The organism is Pseudomonas sp. S3E17 (assembly GCF_024168685.1).
Classification (GTDB): domain Bacteria; phylum Pseudomonadota; class Gammaproteobacteria; order Pseudomonadales; family Pseudomonadaceae; genus Aquipseudomonas; species Aquipseudomonas marginalis.
Window position 1 is genome coordinate 5,777,487 of the sequence record NZ_JALJWE010000001.1, and the last position, 14,161, is coordinate 5,791,647.

General features: G+C 60.9%; 16 protein-coding genes. 10 read left to right on the forward strand and 6 right to left on the reverse strand.

Annotated elements, in window-relative coordinates; translation table 11 throughout:
- Positions 1-10: 10 nt before the first annotated feature.
- The 4 genes from murA to hisC all read left to right on the forward strand — a co-directional run bounded on the left by murA (position 11) and on the right by hisC (position 4,628).
- Complete coding sequence (murA, locus tag J3D60_RS26135; RefSeq protein ID WP_024073479.1) at positions 11-1,276, forward strand: UDP-N-acetylglucosamine 1-carboxyvinyltransferase; 1,266 nt, start codon at positions 11-13, stop codon at positions 1,274-1,276.
- Between the two features lie 212 nt (positions 1,277-1,488).
- The gene (gene hisG, locus J3D60_RS26140) at positions 1,489-2,124 is read left to right on the forward strand and encodes an ATP phosphoribosyltransferase (protein WP_065938537.1); all 636 of its coding nucleotides are present in this window, start codon (positions 1,489-1,491) and stop codon (positions 2,122-2,124) included.
- Positions 2,125-2,252: 128 nt separating this feature from the next.
- Entirely contained in the window at positions 2,253-3,572 is a 1,320-nt protein-coding gene (gene hisD / locus J3D60_RS26145; RefSeq protein WP_065938538.1) for a histidinol dehydrogenase, read from the forward strand.
- 3 nt (positions 3,573-3,575) lie between these two features.
- Positions 3,576-4,628, forward strand: a complete 1,053-nt coding sequence (gene hisC, locus J3D60_RS26150; protein ID WP_027604800.1) for a histidinol-phosphate transaminase — start codon at positions 3,576-3,578, stop codon at positions 4,626-4,628.
- A gap of 130 nt (positions 4,629-4,758) precedes the next feature.
- Here the strand turns inward: hisC and J3D60_RS26155 are convergent, their stop codons facing one another.
- Both J3D60_RS26155 and upp read right to left on the reverse strand, forming a co-directional pair.
- Positions 4,759-6,033 (reverse strand): uracil-xanthine permease family protein, encoded by a 1,275-nt coding sequence (locus tag J3D60_RS26155; RefSeq protein WP_027604799.1) that lies wholly within the window; start codon positions 6,031-6,033, stop codon positions 4,759-4,761.
- A gap of 2 nt (positions 6,034-6,035) precedes the next feature.
- Positions 6,036-6,674 (reverse strand): uracil phosphoribosyltransferase, encoded by a 639-nt coding sequence (gene upp / locus J3D60_RS26160; protein ID WP_027604798.1) that lies wholly within the window; start codon positions 6,672-6,674, stop codon positions 6,036-6,038.
- Positions 6,675-6,837: 163 nt separating this feature from the next.
- On the opposite strand from upp, the gene J3D60_RS26165 reads away from it, so the two are divergent.
- The 4 genes from J3D60_RS26165 to J3D60_RS26180 all read left to right on the forward strand — a co-directional run bounded on the left by J3D60_RS26165 (position 6,838) and on the right by J3D60_RS26180 (position 8,804).
- Positions 6,838-7,395, forward strand: coding sequence for a hypoxanthine-guanine phosphoribosyltransferase (locus J3D60_RS26165; RefSeq protein WP_027604797.1), 558 nt, complete (start codon positions 6,838-6,840; stop codon positions 7,393-7,395).
- A gap of 3 nt (positions 7,396-7,398) precedes the next feature.
- On the forward strand, positions 7,399-7,866 hold the full coding sequence (locus J3D60_RS26170; protein WP_065938539.1) for a WbuC family cupin fold metalloprotein: 468 nt from the start codon (positions 7,399-7,401) through the stop codon (positions 7,864-7,866).
- 35 nt (positions 7,867-7,901) lie between these two features.
- Complete coding sequence (locus J3D60_RS26175) at positions 7,902-8,387, forward strand: hypothetical protein (RefSeq protein WP_027604795.1); 486 nt, start codon at positions 7,902-7,904, stop codon at positions 8,385-8,387.
- Positions 8,388-8,516: 129 nt separating this feature from the next.
- Entirely contained in the window at positions 8,517-8,804 is a 288-nt protein-coding gene (locus J3D60_RS26180) for a PA4642 family protein (protein WP_027604794.1), read from the forward strand.
- A gap of 131 nt (positions 8,805-8,935) precedes the next feature.
- On the opposite strand, the gene mqo is transcribed toward J3D60_RS26180, so the two are convergent.
- Both mqo and J3D60_RS26190 read right to left on the reverse strand, forming a co-directional pair.
- On the reverse strand, positions 8,936-10,462 hold the full coding sequence (mqo, locus tag J3D60_RS26185) for a malate dehydrogenase (quinone) (RefSeq protein WP_065938541.1): 1,527 nt from the start codon (positions 10,460-10,462) through the stop codon (positions 8,936-8,938).
- A 728-nt stretch (positions 10,463-11,190) separates the two neighbouring features.
- A complete protein-coding gene (locus J3D60_RS26190; protein WP_092487029.1) occupies positions 11,191-11,424 on the reverse strand; it encodes a hypothetical protein in 234 nt (77 codons plus the stop codon).
- 194 nt (positions 11,425-11,618) lie between these two features.
- On the opposite strand from J3D60_RS26190, the gene J3D60_RS26195 reads away from it, so the two are divergent.
- Positions 11,619-12,206 carry a YajG family lipoprotein gene (locus tag J3D60_RS26195; RefSeq protein ID WP_025855554.1) on the forward strand — a complete coding sequence of 196 codons (588 nt, stop codon included), beginning with the start codon at positions 11,619-11,621 and terminating at the stop codon, positions 12,204-12,206.
- Between the two features lie 57 nt (positions 12,207-12,263).
- Here J3D60_RS26195 and J3D60_RS26200 read toward each other — a convergent pair whose 3' ends face one another.
- Entirely contained in the window at positions 12,264-12,473 is a 210-nt protein-coding gene (locus tag J3D60_RS26200) for a hypothetical protein (RefSeq protein WP_027604790.1), read from the reverse strand.
- 183 nt (positions 12,474-12,656) lie between these two features.
- Here J3D60_RS26200 and J3D60_RS26205 point away from each other — a divergent pair, with 183 nt between their 5' ends.
- Positions 12,657-12,914: a hypothetical protein gene (locus tag J3D60_RS26205; RefSeq protein WP_253493307.1), complete on the forward strand. Its 258-nt coding sequence runs from the start codon at positions 12,657-12,659 to the stop codon at positions 12,912-12,914.
- Between the two features lie 59 nt (positions 12,915-12,973).
- On the opposite strand, the gene J3D60_RS26210 is transcribed toward J3D60_RS26205, so the two are convergent.
- On the reverse strand, positions 12,974-14,137 hold the full coding sequence (locus J3D60_RS26210; protein WP_174556991.1) for a 1-acyl-sn-glycerol-3-phosphate acyltransferase: 1,164 nt from the start codon (positions 14,135-14,137) through the stop codon (positions 12,974-12,976).
- Positions 14,138-14,161 lie beyond the last annotated feature (24 nt).

The window sequence follows — 14,161 nt, forward strand, 5'->3', positions numbered from 1 at the left end:
CGAGATTCTTATGGATAAATTGATTATTACCGGCGGTGCCCGCCTTGATGGCGAGATTCGCATTTCCGGTGCGAAAAACTCTGCCTTGCCGATCCTGGCTGCGACCCTGCTGTGCGATGGCCCTGTGACCGTGGCCAACCTGCCGCACCTGCACGACATCACCACCATGATCGAGCTGTTTGGTCGCATGGGTATTGAGCCGGTAATCGACGAGAAGCTGTCCGTCGAAATCGATCCGCGCACCATCAAGACCCTGATCGCCCCGTACGAACTGGTGAAGACCATGCGTGCGTCGATCCTGGTATTGGGCCCGATGGTCGCTCGTTTCGGCGAAGCCGAAGTCGCATTGCCTGGCGGTTGCGCCATTGGCTCGCGTCCGGTGGACCTGCACATCCGTGGCCTTGAGGCCATGGGCGCGACCATTGACGTCGAAGGCGGCTACATCAAGGCCAAGGCGCCGGAAGGTGGCCTGCGTGGCGCCAACTTCTTCTTTGATACCGTCAGTGTGACCGGTACCGAGAACATCATGATGGCTGCTGCTTTGGCCAACGGCCGCAGTGTGCTGCAAAACGCTGCGCGCGAGCCTGAAGTGGTCGACCTGGCCAACTTCCTGATCGCCATGGGTGCCAACATCACCGGCGCCGGCACCGACACCATCACCATCGACGGTGTGAAACGCCTGCACCCGGCCACCTACAAAGTGATGCCGGACCGCATCGAGACCGGTACCTACCTGGTTGCTGCCGCCGTCACCGGTGGTCGCGTCAAGGTCAAGGACACCGATCCGACCATCCTGGAAGCGGTCCTGGAAAAACTGCGCGAAGCCGGTGCCGAAATCACCACCGGTGAAGACTGGATCGAGCTGAACATGCACGGCAAGCGGCCAAAAGCCGTTAACGTGCGTACCGCTCCATACCCGGCGTTCCCGACCGACATGCAGGCGCAGTTCATCTCCTTGAACGCCATTGCCGAAGGCACGGGTGCCGTGATCGAGACCATCTTCGAAAACCGTTTCATGCACGTGTACGAACTGCACCGCATGGGCGCGAAGATCCAGGTCGAAGGCAACACTGCCATCGTGACCGGCACCGAGAAGCTCAAGGGCGCGCCAGTCATGGCCACCGACCTGCGCGCTTCGGCCAGCCTGGTGATCTCGGCGCTGATCGCCGAAGGCGATACCCTGATCGACCGCATCTACCACATAGACCGTGGTTACGAGTGCATCGAAGAAAAACTGCAGATGCTCGGCGCGAAAATCCGCCGCGTACCGGGCTAGTCCCACTGCATTGTAGGAGCGAGCTTGCTCGCGAAGAACTCGTGGGCACCGCGTTGAGTCTGAATAAACGCGTTATCGTTGACGTTTTTCGCGAGCAAGCTCGCTCCTACAGACACTGGTTTGTTTCAAATCGAGGCTGTCATGGCCTCGATCTGTGTCTGGCGCCGTTTGCGACCGGACAGCAATAGCCTGATGAAGGACTGACGTTTCCCATGTTGACCATCGCACTGTCCAAGGGCCGCATCCTTGACGACACTTTGCCGCTTCTGGCTGAAGCGGGCATCGTGCCGACCGAGAATCCGGACAAGAGCCGCAAGCTGATCATCCCTACGACCCAGGACGACGTTCGCCTGCTGATCGTACGGGCTACCGACGTGCCGACCTATGTTGAACAGGGCGCGGCCGACCTCGGTGTCGCCGGTAAAGACGTGTTGATGGAATACGGCGGCCAAGGCCTGTACGAGCCGCTGGACCTGCGCATTGCCCTGTGCAAGCTGATGACCGCCGGCCGTGTCGGTGATGTCGAGCCTAAAGGCCGCCTGCGCGTGGCCACCAAGTTCGTCAACGTCGCCAAGCGTTACTACGCCGAGCAAGGCCGCCAGGTCGACATCATCAAGCTCTACGGCTCGATGGAGCTGGCGCCGCTGATCGGCCTGGCCGACAAGATCATTGACGTGGTCGACACCGGTAACACCCTGCGTGCCAACGGTCTCGAACCACAGGACTTTATCGCCGACATCAGCTCTCGGCTGATCGTCAACAAAGCGTCGATGAAGATGCAGCACGCCCGTATCCAGGCGTTGATCGACACCCTGCGCCAGGCAGTGGAGTCTCGACACCGCGGTTGACTCACCCGCGTAGCTGAAAAGCTGCGCCCGTCTATCCGCCTCATAGCCAGAATTCTCAGGTGCCCAAGCGGAAACGACTGCTAGTTTAGGGCGCCTGAGTTTTTGCCAATTCTATTGAGGCCCTCGCTATGACCACGTCCACTGCAATTGCCCGACTCAACGCTGCCGACCCGGATTTCGCCCATCATCTGGATCATCTGCTGAGCTGGGAAAGCGTGTCCGACGACTCGGTCAACCAGCGGGTCCTCGACATTATCAAGGCGGTGCGCGAGCGCGGTGATGCGGCCCTGGTGGATTTCACCCGGCAATTCGACGGTCTGGACGTCAAGTCCATGTCCGACCTGATCCTGCCCCGCGAACGCCTGGAACTGGCCCTGACGCGCATCACCGCGCCCCAGCGCCAGGCCCTCGAAGTCGCCGCGACCCGAGTGCGCAGCTACCACGAAAAACAGAAGCAGGATTCCTGGAGCTACACCGAGGCCGACGGCACCGTACTGGGCCAGAAGGTCACGCCCCTGGACCGTGCGGGTTTGTACGTGCCGGGTGGCAAAGCCTCGTACCCTTCGTCGGTATTGATGAACGCGATTCCCGCCAAGGTGGCCGGCGTCACCGAGGTGGTCATGGTGGTACCGACCCCGCGCGGTGAAATCAACGAACTGGTACTAGCTGCCGCCTGCATTGCCGGTGTCGACCGCGTGTTTACCATCGGCGGTGCCCAAGCGGTTGCCGCCCTGGCTTATGGCACCGAAAGCGTGCCGAAGGTCGACAAGGTGGTCGGCCCCGGCAACATCTACGTGGCCACTGCCAAGCGCCACGTGTTCGGCCAGGTCGGTATCGACATGATCGCCGGCCCGTCGGAAATCCTCGTGGTGTGTGACGGCCAGACCGACCCGGATTGGATCGCCATGGACCTGTTCTCCCAGGCCGAACACGATGAAGACGCCCAGGCGATCCTGGTCAGCCCGGACGCGGAGTTCCTCGACAAGGTCGCCGCCAGCATCAATAAGCTGCTGCCGACCATGGACCGCGCCGAGATCATCGAGAAGTCGATCAATGGTCGTGGCGCGCTGATCCTGGTGCGCGACATGGAACAGGCCATCGAAGTGGCCAACCGTATCGCGCCGGAGCACCTGGAGCTGTCCGTGGCCGATCCACAGGCCTGGCTGCCGTCGATTCGCCATGCGGGTGCGATCTTCATGGGCCGCCACACCAGCGAAGCGCTGGGCGACTACTGTGCCGGTCCTAACCACGTGCTGCCGACGTCCGGCACCGCGCGCTTTTCGTCGCCGCTGGGGGTGTATGACTTCCAGAAGCGTTCGTCGATCATCTTTTGCTCGCCACTAGGCGCTTCCGAATTGGGCAAGACCGCTTCGGTGCTGGCCCGTGGTGAATCCTTGAGCGCCCACGCCCGTAGTGCTGAGTATCGAATCCTGGAAGAGGGGAAATAACACATGAGCAAATTCTGGAGCCCCTTCGTCAAGGACCTCGTGCCTTACGTGCCCGGCGAGCAACCGAAGCTGACCAGGCTGGTCAAGCTCAACACCAATGAAAACCCCTACGGCCCGTCGCCCAAGGCGCTGGCTGCGATGCAGGCCGAGTTGAACGACAACCTGCGCCTGTACCCGGACCCCAACAGCGACCTGCTCAAGCAGGCCGTGGCCAAGTACTACGGGATAGACGCCGGCAAGGTGTTCCTCGGTAACGGCTCCGATGAAGTCCTGGCGCACATCTTCCACGGCCTGTTCCAGCACGAGCTGCCGCTGTTGTTCCCGGATATCAGCTACAGCTTTTATCCGGTGTACTGCGGCCTCTACGGCATCAAGTCCGACCCGGTACCGTTGGACGAGCAGTTCCAGATCCGCGTAGCGGACTACGCCAGGCCCAACGGCGGGATCATCTTCCCTAACCCGAACGCGCCCACCGGCTGTGTGCTGGCGCTGGACGCCGTGGAGCAGATTCTCAAGGCCAGCCCGGATTCGGTGGTGGTGGTCGATGAAGCCTATATCGACTTTGGCGGCGAAACCGCGATCAGCCTGGTGGACCGTTACCCGAACCTGCTGGTGACCCAGACCCTGTCCAAATCGCGCTCACTGGCCGGTTTGCGCGTGGGCCTGGCCGTGGGCCACCCGGACCTCATCGAAGCGCTGGAGCGGGTCAAGAACAGCTTCAACTCCTACCCGCTGGATCGCCTGGCAATTGTCGGCGCGGCAGCGGCGTTCGAGGACCGGGCGTACTTCGACAAGACGTGCCAGTTGGTCATCGACAACCGCAATAAAGTGGTCGCGCAACTGGAAGGTAAAGGCTTTGAAGTGTTGCCGTCAGCGGCCAACTTCATCTTTGCCCGCCACCCACGGCACGACGCAGCCGGCCTGGCGGCCAAGCTGCGTGAGCAAGGGGTGATCGTGCGGCACTTCAAGCAGGAGCGGATTGCCCAGTTCCTGCGGATCAGCATCGGTACGCCGGAGCAGAACCAGGCGCTGATCGATGGGTTAGGTGAGCTCTAAGCCACACTGAAGATCAAAAAATGTGGGAGGGGGTTTGCCCCCGATAGCGGTGTATCAGTCAGCTAATGAATTGACTGACACACTGCCATCGGGAGCAAGCCCCCTCCCACATTAGGTTCTGCCATATGTGTTAGATCAGCGGCTCATCCGGCTTCTTGTTCTTCCAGCCATCATTGCCCGGCAGCAGCAGGTTCAGGCCAATCGCTACCACCGCACACAGGGCAATGCCCTTCAGGCCGAAGTCATCCGGGCCGGTCCCGGTTCCCACCAGCACACCGCCAATGCCGAACACCAGGGTTACCGACACAATCACCAGGTTGCGCGCTTCACCCAGGTCGATCCTGTGGCGGATCAAGGTGTTCATCCCCACCGCGGCAATCGAGCCGAACAGCAGGCACAGGATCCCGCCCATCACCGGCACCGGGATGCTTTGCAGCAGCGCACCGAACTTGCCGATGAACGCCAGGCTGATGGCAAACACTGCCGCCCAGGTCATGATCTTCGGGTTGTAGTTCTTGGTCAGCATCACCGCGCCCGTCACTTCGGCGTAGGTGGTGTTCGGCGGGCCGCCAAACAGGCCGGCGGCCGTGGTGGCGATTCCGTCACCGAGCAAGGTGCGGTGCAGGCCAGGCTTCTTCAGGTAGTCGCGACCGGTCACGCTGCCCACCGCAATCACGCCGCCGATATGTTCGATCGCCGGGGCCAGGGCCACCGGGACGATAAACAGGATCGCCTGCCAGTTGAACTCCGGCGCGGTGAAGTGGGGCAGGGCGAACCACGGGGCGGCGGCGATCTTCGCCGTGTCGACCACGCCAAAGTAGAACGCCATGGCAAAGCCCACCAGCACGCCGGAGATGATCGGCACCAGGCGGAAGATACCCTTGCCGAACACCGCGACGATCAACGTGGTCAGCAGCGCCGGCATCGAGATCATCATCGCCGTCTGGTAATGAATCAACTCGGCGCCATCGCCGGATTTACCCATCGCCATGTTCGCGGCAATCGGTGCCATGGCCAGGCCGATGGAAATGATCACCGGGCCGATCACCACGGGCGGCAGCAGGCGGTCGATGAAACCGGTGCCTTTGATCTTCACGGCCAGGCCGAGGAAGGTATAGACAAAGCCAGCCGCCATCACCCCGCCCATGGTCGCTGCGAGGCCGAACTGGCCCTTGGCAAGAATGATCGGGGTAATGAAGGCAAAGCTCGACGCCAGGAAGACCGGCACCTGCCGCCCTGTCACCAGCTGGAACAACAGCGTGCCCAGGCCGGCGGTGAACAGGGCGACGTTTGGATCAAGACCTGTGATCAGTGGCATCAACACCAGCGCGCCAAATGCTACGAAGAGCATCTGTGCGCCAGACAGGATCTGGCGCCAAAGCGGGTCGTTGAACTCATCCTGCATGCTCACGCGTCCTTCTGCTTGGTGCCGAAGATCTTGTCACCGGCATCGCCCAGGCCTGGGATGATGTAACCGTGTTCGTTCAGGCGCTCGTCGATGGAGGCGGTGTAGATCTGCACGTCCGGGTGGGCTTTCTCGACGGCGGCGATGCCTTCAGGCGCGGCCACCAGCACCATGGCACGGATGTCCCGGCAACCGGCTTTTTTCAGCAGGTCGATGGTGGCAACCATGGAACTGCCGGTGGCGAGCATCGGGTCGATGATCATGGCCAGGCGCTCGTTGATTTCCGGTACGAGTTTTTCCAGGTAGGTGTGGGCCTGCAGGGTTTCTTCGTTGCGGGCGACGCCGACGGCGCTGACCTTGGCGCCCGGGATCAGGCTGAGCACGCCTTCGAGCATGCCGATACCGGCACGCAGGATCGGCACCACGGTAATTTTCTTACCGGCGATTTTCTCGACCTGGACAGTGCCTGCCCAACCTTCGATGTCGTAGGTTTCCAAGGGCAAATCTTTGGTGGCTTCGTAAGTGAGCAGCGCTCCGACTTCCTGAGCAAGCTCACGGAAATTCTTCGTGCTGATGTCGGCGCGGCGCATAAGGCCGAGTTTGTGTCGGATCAGCGGGTGGCGGATCTCGCGAGTGGGCATGGGAAAGGCTCCGGCGGCGGGCAAAAAAACCGGCCTAGATTAATCTATCCGAGGGTGTTGTCCTATAGACATCTAGTACGTTAGTCCATTAAGGCTTGCTCGGAGCGCATGAGAAGCGTACCTTCGCCCGCTTTTCTTGCCACAGCACCCCTTGGAGAGCGCCATGTCCGCTGATCTCGAGCATATCCGTCAAATCATGCGCGAGGCTGACTGCCTGTACACCGAAGCGCAAGTCGAAGCAGCGATCGCCAAGGTCGGCGCACACATCACCCGCGAGATGGCCGACACCAACCCGGTGGTCTTTTGCGTGATGAACGGTGGCCTGATCTTCGCCGGCAAATTGCTGACTCACCTGCAGTTCCCGTTGGAAGCGTCCTACCTGCACGCCACTCGCTATCGCAACGAAACCAGCGGCGGCGACCTGTTCTGGAAAGCCAAGCCGGAAGTTTCGTTCATCGACCGCGACGTGCTGATCATCGACGACATCCTCGATGAGGGCCACACCCTGGGCGCGATCATCGACTTCTGCAAACACGCGGGCGCACGTAAGGTGCACACCGCCGTGCTGATCGACAAAGACCACGACCGCAAGGCCCGTCCCGAGTTGAAAGCCGATTTCGTCGGCCTGCCGTGCATCGATCGCTACATCTTCGGTTACGGTATGGATTACAAGGGCTACTGGCGCAACGCCAATGGAATCTACGCTGTCAAAGGTATGTAACCCATGACTCGCTTTCTTGATCAGACGCTGTTTGCCGAGTTGGCCGAGAAAGCGGGCGCCAGCCTCCGTGGCCGGCATCATCACAACTTTCATCAGATGGAAGAGCCGTGCCATCGCCTGGCCGTGGGCCTGCAGCCCAGCACCTACGTGCCGCCACATCGGCACTTGAGCGCCGACAAGGCGGAAACCTTGCTGGTCCTCCAGGGCCGCTTGGGCTTGCTGGTGTTCAGCGACACCGGCGAGGTGCTCGCCAAGCGCGTGATGCAGGCCGGCGGCGAATGCTCGGGCGTCGACCTGCCGCCCGGCGTGTTCCATGGCCTGGTGGTGCTGGCGCCCGACACGGTGATGTTCGAGTGCAAGGCCGGGCCTTATCGGCCGGTGGGCGAAGGTGAACTGGCCGATTGGGCGCCCCGTGAAGGCGACGCCAATGTGGCCGAGTATCAACGCTGGATGCTTGCCCAGTTCGATTGAGCTACAGTGCTGGGCCACCTCTTGCGGAGCGGCCCATGAGCCTGTTGATACGCACCTGCGCCGCCCTGGCGTTGACCCTCAGTCTGCCGCTGGCTGCGGCGCCTGCGCCGATGCATGCGCAGTTCCTGCCGCCGGACGATCTGACCCTGCGCGCCGAAACCCCTGACCAGCAGCAACTGCTGCAAGTCACCGAATATGCGGTGGTGGTGGGCAACCAGCGTCAATCCACGCAACAGCCGATCCCGGTGACCTCGCCGCTGATGATCCGTCTCAAGGGCAAGTCCCTGAACAAAGGCGCGACCATCAGCCAGGTGGTGCTCAACTTCGATGCCGAAAGCAAAAGCCTGAAAAAGCCGGTCTACGATGACAAGAGCAAAACCTTGACCCTGTCCTACCCGGTGGCCCAGTACCGAGTGATTGTCGACCTGCTGCGCAATGACACGGTGTATGTGCAGTTCCTCAGTTACGCCAACGGGCATGTCTGGGCGGATGTGCATACCGGTGCTGTTCGTAGCAAATAGCAAAAACACTGAAGAACCAATGTGGGAAGGGCTTGCCCCCGCCCACATTGGTTCTTCACCGCTTTCGAAGCCTGCGCCTCGCAGGTAGACTTCAAATCCCGTGTAAATGTCTGCTGGCTGGAGTCGGTAATGCGTAAAGATAAGAAACAGGTGATTGGTGACGAGATCGGCGACGACCAGATCAAGTTGTTCCTGGACTTCGAGCCGGTTGACGCGACTTCCCCGTCCCTGCACAAACTGATCAAGGCCTACCGTGGCCTGCGTATCGACGACTTCGAACGCTTCCTGGTTTTCTTCAAGGCGGCCGGTTTGGACCTGGATGGCAAGGATGAGCACGGCCAGACGTTTGTCGACCTGATCAAGGACCAGCGTAACGCCGCCGACTATATCGAGCTGATCGACAACGCCCGCGGCTGATTATTCCTGGGCATAAAAAAACGCCCCGTTCTCATCGCGAGAACGGGGCGTTTTTGCTTTTTACTGTAGGAGCGAGCTTGCTCGCAAAAAACCAGAGAACGCCGCGTTAAACCAGATGCGCTGCGTTATCGTTAACGATCTTCGCGAGCAAGCTCGCTCCTACCGGTCTCGGCGGCAGATTCAACCAGTTCGAGGCTGATGTTGTTCTGCGCGTTGATCTTGCGATACAGCTCGGCATCAGTCTCCAGGACCTTCTCCCGCGCCGGGAAGATCTCGTGCAGCTTGGTCGCCCATTCACCGGCAGCTTTCTGCGGGAAGCAACGCTCGATCAATTCCAGCATGATCGACACCGTCACCGAGGCGCCCGGGGAGGCACCCAGCAGCGCAGCCAGCGAACCGTCCTTGGCCGCGACCAGCTCGGTGCCAAATTGCAGCACGCCGCCTTTCTTCGGGTCTTTCTTGATGATTTGCACCCGTTGGCCGGCCACTTCCAGGCGCCAGTCTTCGGCTTTCGCTTCAGGGTAGAAGCGACGCAGGGATTCCAGGCGTTGCTCCATGGACTGCATCACTTCGCTGACCAGGTACTTGGTCAGGTCCATGTTGTCGCGGGCCACGGCCAGCATCGGGCCAATGTTGCCGGCGCGAACCGACAGCGGCAGGTCGAGGAACGAACCGTGCTTGAGGAACTTGGTGGTGAAGCCGGCGTAGGGCCCGAACAGCAGGGATTTCTTGCCGTCGACTACGCGGGTGTCCAGGTGCGGCACGGACATCGGCGGCGAGCCCACGGCGGCCTGGCTGTAGACCTTGGCCTGGTGGTGCTTGACCACTTCCGGGTTGTCGCAACGCAGCCACTGGCCGCTGACCGGGAAACCGCCAAACCCTTTGCTTTCTTCGATGCCCGAGGCCTGCAGCAGCGGCAGGGCCGCGCCACCGGCGCCGAGGAACACGAACTTGGCGTCCACTTCGCGGCTGTTGCCGCTGTTGACGTCCTTGATGCTCACGGTCCAGCCCGCGCCGTTACGCTTGAGGCCGGTCACGCGCTTGCTGTACTTGACCTGGGCGTCCGGTGAGCTGGTCAGGTGAGTGAGCAGCTGGTTGGTCAGGGCGCCGAAGTTGACGTCTGTGCCGTTCATCACGCGGGTGGCCGCGATTTTTTCGTCGAGCGGACGCCCCGGCATCATCAGCGGCATCCACTCGGCCATTTCGCTGCGGTCTTCGGTGTAGTGCATGTCCGAGAACGCATGGTGCTGGCTGAGTGTTTCAAAGCGCTTCCTGAGGAACTCCACGCCTTTTTCGCCCTGCACGAAGCTCAGGTGCGGCACCGGGCTGATAAAGGACTTGGACGAGCCAAAGGTGCCCTTCCTGGTCAGGTAGGCCCAGAACTGCTTCGACACCTCGAACTGGGTGTTGATGTGCACGGCTTTCTTGATGTCGATGGAGCCATCGGCTGCCTGGGGCGTGTAGTTCAGCTCACACAGCCCGGCGTGGCCGGTACCGGCGTTGTTCCACGGGTTGGAACTTTCCGCGGCACCCGAGTCCATCAGCTCAACGACTTCCAGCTTGAGGCCGGGGTCGAGCTCTTTGAGCAGTACGGCCAGGGTGGCACTCATGATGCCGGCCCCTACCAGTACTACGTCGACTGCTTCGTTATGCGCCATTTAACGCGTCTCCAAAATCTGCAGCACCAAATTGACGGCATGGCTGCCAGGAGTGACGGGGCGTTTCACGTGTTGCCCCAGGTTACCCATGGCCAGGATCGCCATGTCCGTTTCGCAATTCCTTGCACATTCAGCACACGCTTCCTGCCCGGCCTGATCTGCCTATGAACGCATTCATGGGCGCCTGTGGCAATTCGACTTATGGTCAAAGCGTGGGATTCGTGCAATCAATCCGTAGCGGACAGGCTCAAGCTCCGGTGTTTGCGGAGTACTCGGGCCTGTGTGGTTGGGCTGTTCCAGACGCTGATGGTGCTTGTACAAACGCCAAACTATTCATTTGCTCGCCACACTCTTGTGAAGTTGTGAAAACCCGTTTTTTTCACGCTCTTTTGAAGACGTGAACCTCAAAAAAGGGCTGCCCCAGCCTGGCACCTGGCCCGCAAACCTCTGCCGACACGCGGCAAAACGGGCAAACAACTCAAGTGGCCGAGCGCAATGGCAGCTCTGGCAGATTCGGCAAAGGCGGGTGGTTTGCAAAGGAAACAGCAAGCTCGCCAGCTTCACAGGATCTGTGTGGGCGGCTCTCTGTGGGCGATTCTTGGGGTTAATACCGAGGCATTAACGATGCTGCGAGGCCCGATCAGGAGACGTCCTTATAATCGGGGGGAGATTGTAGCGAAGAACGCCGGGGAAATGGGCGGGTTTTATGACTTTTATTAGGCGTTCGGTCAGGCGGCCAACGCCTGGTGACGTGGCGACCGCGCTGGGCGTGGGCTTACACGGGCGCGAGCCGGCAACGGATGATGCATCCAGCTCAGACGAATTTCTTCGATTTCCACCCAGCCTTCGCCGACGGGAGGCTGGCAGCACGCTTTGAAGGCCTGGCAGCGGCCTTGCGCATCGAGCAGGGCGAACTGGCGAAGGGCGGGCTTGCGCGTAAACAGCGACCAGAGAAAATGCATGGCGATCAACCTCCTGAGATTGAGGCCAAGCATGCCTGCTTCGGATGACGAGCCCATGTAACGGCTATGACATATCGGTGACATCGAACCGCAGGCGAAGCCCCGGGTCACAGGTTGTAACTGACGCTAGTTCCCAGCAGGGGCGCCCCGCTATACTGCCGGCCTGTCGGTACCTGATTTCTGGAGAGAAGCGCATGTTGCAACGCCTGTTGTTCGGTTTGATCACTGTGACCAGCTTGACCCTGGTTGGCTGCGCCAACAGCCCGCAGCAACTGACCCCGGAACCGAAAATCACCACGCAGCTGGCCCCGGTGGGCCACGGCCAGCCGGTGTCGGTACGGGTGGTGGACGGTCGTCCGTCGCCGACACTCGGTTCGCGCGGTGGCCTGTACCCGGAAACCGCCCTGGTGTCGGTGAACGCTCAAGACGTGCTGCCCAAGCTGCAAGCCCAGGCCGAAGCGGCCGTGCGCCTGCTGGGGTTCACCCCCAGCCCCAACGCGCCGGGCGCTCCGCAGTTGACGATCACCCTGGCCGAGTTGAAGTATCAGTCGCCTAAAGACGGTCTTTACGTGACCGAGGCGTCCATTGGCGCCACCTTCAAGTCCGACGTCACCGCCGGTACCCGTCGCTACAGCGGCCGTTACGGTGCGTCGCTGAACCAGCGCTTCGGCATGTCGCCTAACCAGGAAACCAACACCAAGCTGGTCAGCGACGTCCTGAGCGACGCCTTGACCCGCCTGTTCAAGGACCCAAGCATCGGTTCATTGCTCAGCTCGCAGTAATCGCTCAAACAAAAAACCGGGCTCAGCGATGAGCCCGGTTTTTTTATGCCTTCAGTTTCACGCGGCCGTGTCGATACAAAAGTCCAGCATGCTCACCCCCGTCAACAGATCGGCCTCCGGCAAGTCTGCATGCTGGTGCCCGCCAAGGGCGCAATACACCAGCCAGTGGCGGTCCTGCACGTTGAACGCCAGGCCGCCGATCAGCGCCTCTTGCTCGTCGCTTTGGGCAATCAGATACAGCCGATCCTGGTTGTGCGCGTGCAGCATGACAAGCTCCTGAGTGTTCGAAGGGCAACAGAGTGGCTTGTTAAGGTGACGTTCAGGTGACGGCGTAAATTACTGGATACATTAGCCGTCCATGGGGGGCGGAGCGGTTTTGGCGTTCGATGCCACTACCGTTCAGGTTTGTATCTGAACCGATACCCAGACACTGTTTCATCGAGGTTTGCGATGGCGCTGCCCGCACTATTGATCAATGCCGTGGCTTTATCAGTGGCCTGCCCAGGCGCTGCGCTGCTGTTCATCACCCGCCTGCGCGAGCAACGCGCGATGGCTGAGTTGACGGCGCAAAGTGAAGATCGCGCAATCGACCAGCCCATGCTGTTCCTGGATGTGCGCACCGAGCGGGCGCACCGTGTGGCTTACCGCATCGGGTTCGCCTGCCTTGGACTGGCGCTGGCTATTTCCTGGCTCAGCACCCGAGTCTAAAAAACCGCAGAACCCATGTGGGAGGGGCTTGCCCCCTCCCATATTTTCTTGATCGGTGGTTACAGCGGGATCCCGGCCTTGACCCGATACTGATTGCGCACTGGCGTCGCGTATTGCACCACCAGGAAAGGCCGGTGCTCGGCCGGGCATTCGTTCAAGCGCCGCTCCCACTCCGCCTTCGCCTTGGCCAGTTCATCCGCCGGGAACACGTCGGCTGCCTTCGGCACCTGCAACTGCGGGTCGGCATCGCTCCACTGGGCGTACGCCAGGTAGTGCACCGGGAACAGCCGGTAGCCGCCGAGAATCTGTCGATCCATTTCTACCGCCAGGACCTTGGTGTCTTCGAAACGCTCGGTAATCGGCGGCGCGAAGTTGATATGTACGCGGCCTTTGTAGCCGGTGATGCCCAGGGCAATGCTGACGTCATCCTCGCCTTGCGCCTTGACGTAGGTGCCGGTGGTGGCGCGGATATACAGTTCGCGGGCCTTGGCGGCATCGCACGGGTCGTACTCGTAGCTGATGGACACCGGCGTCAGGTTGAGTGACTGGATCACCTCGGCAAACGGCTCGTCCTTGCGGCTGACATGGAACATCTTGAGGATCGCCGACTCGGTGCGGTCATCCCCGTCCTTGGCGCGGCCTTCGGCCTGGGCGATCCAGATCGACTGGCAGTCGTTGCGGATCGAATGGTTGATATAGGCCGACAGCAGGTTGAACGCCGCCATCTTCTCCTTTCGCCCGGTGATCGAACGGTGCACGATGAAGCTCTTGTTCAGGCGCATCAGGTCACTGACAAACGGCTTTTGCAGCAGGTTGTCGCCGATGGCGATCCGTGGCGTCGGCAGGCCGGCGTGGTAGACGGCATAGTTGACGAAGGCCGGGTCCATCACGATGTCGCGGTGGTTGGCCAGGAACAGGTAGGCGGTGCCGGATTTGAGCTGTTCGACGCCGGTGTAGGTCACGCCGTCGGTCGCCCGGTCAATGGTGTGGTCGACGTAATACTCGACTTTGTCCTGAAGCGTGGCCACGGTGGTGACACCGGCGAACTCGCGGCGCAGTTTGCGCGCGATCATCGGCTTGAGCAGCCAGCCCAGGGCGCCGGCAAAGCGCGGGAAGCGGAAGTGGGTCAGGATGTCCAGAAAGGCCTTGTCACTGAACAGCCGGGCCAGCACTGCCGGGACTTCGCTGTCGTTGTAAGGTCGGATGGTATCGAATTCGCCCATCATGCTCTCTTGTTAGAAACGGCT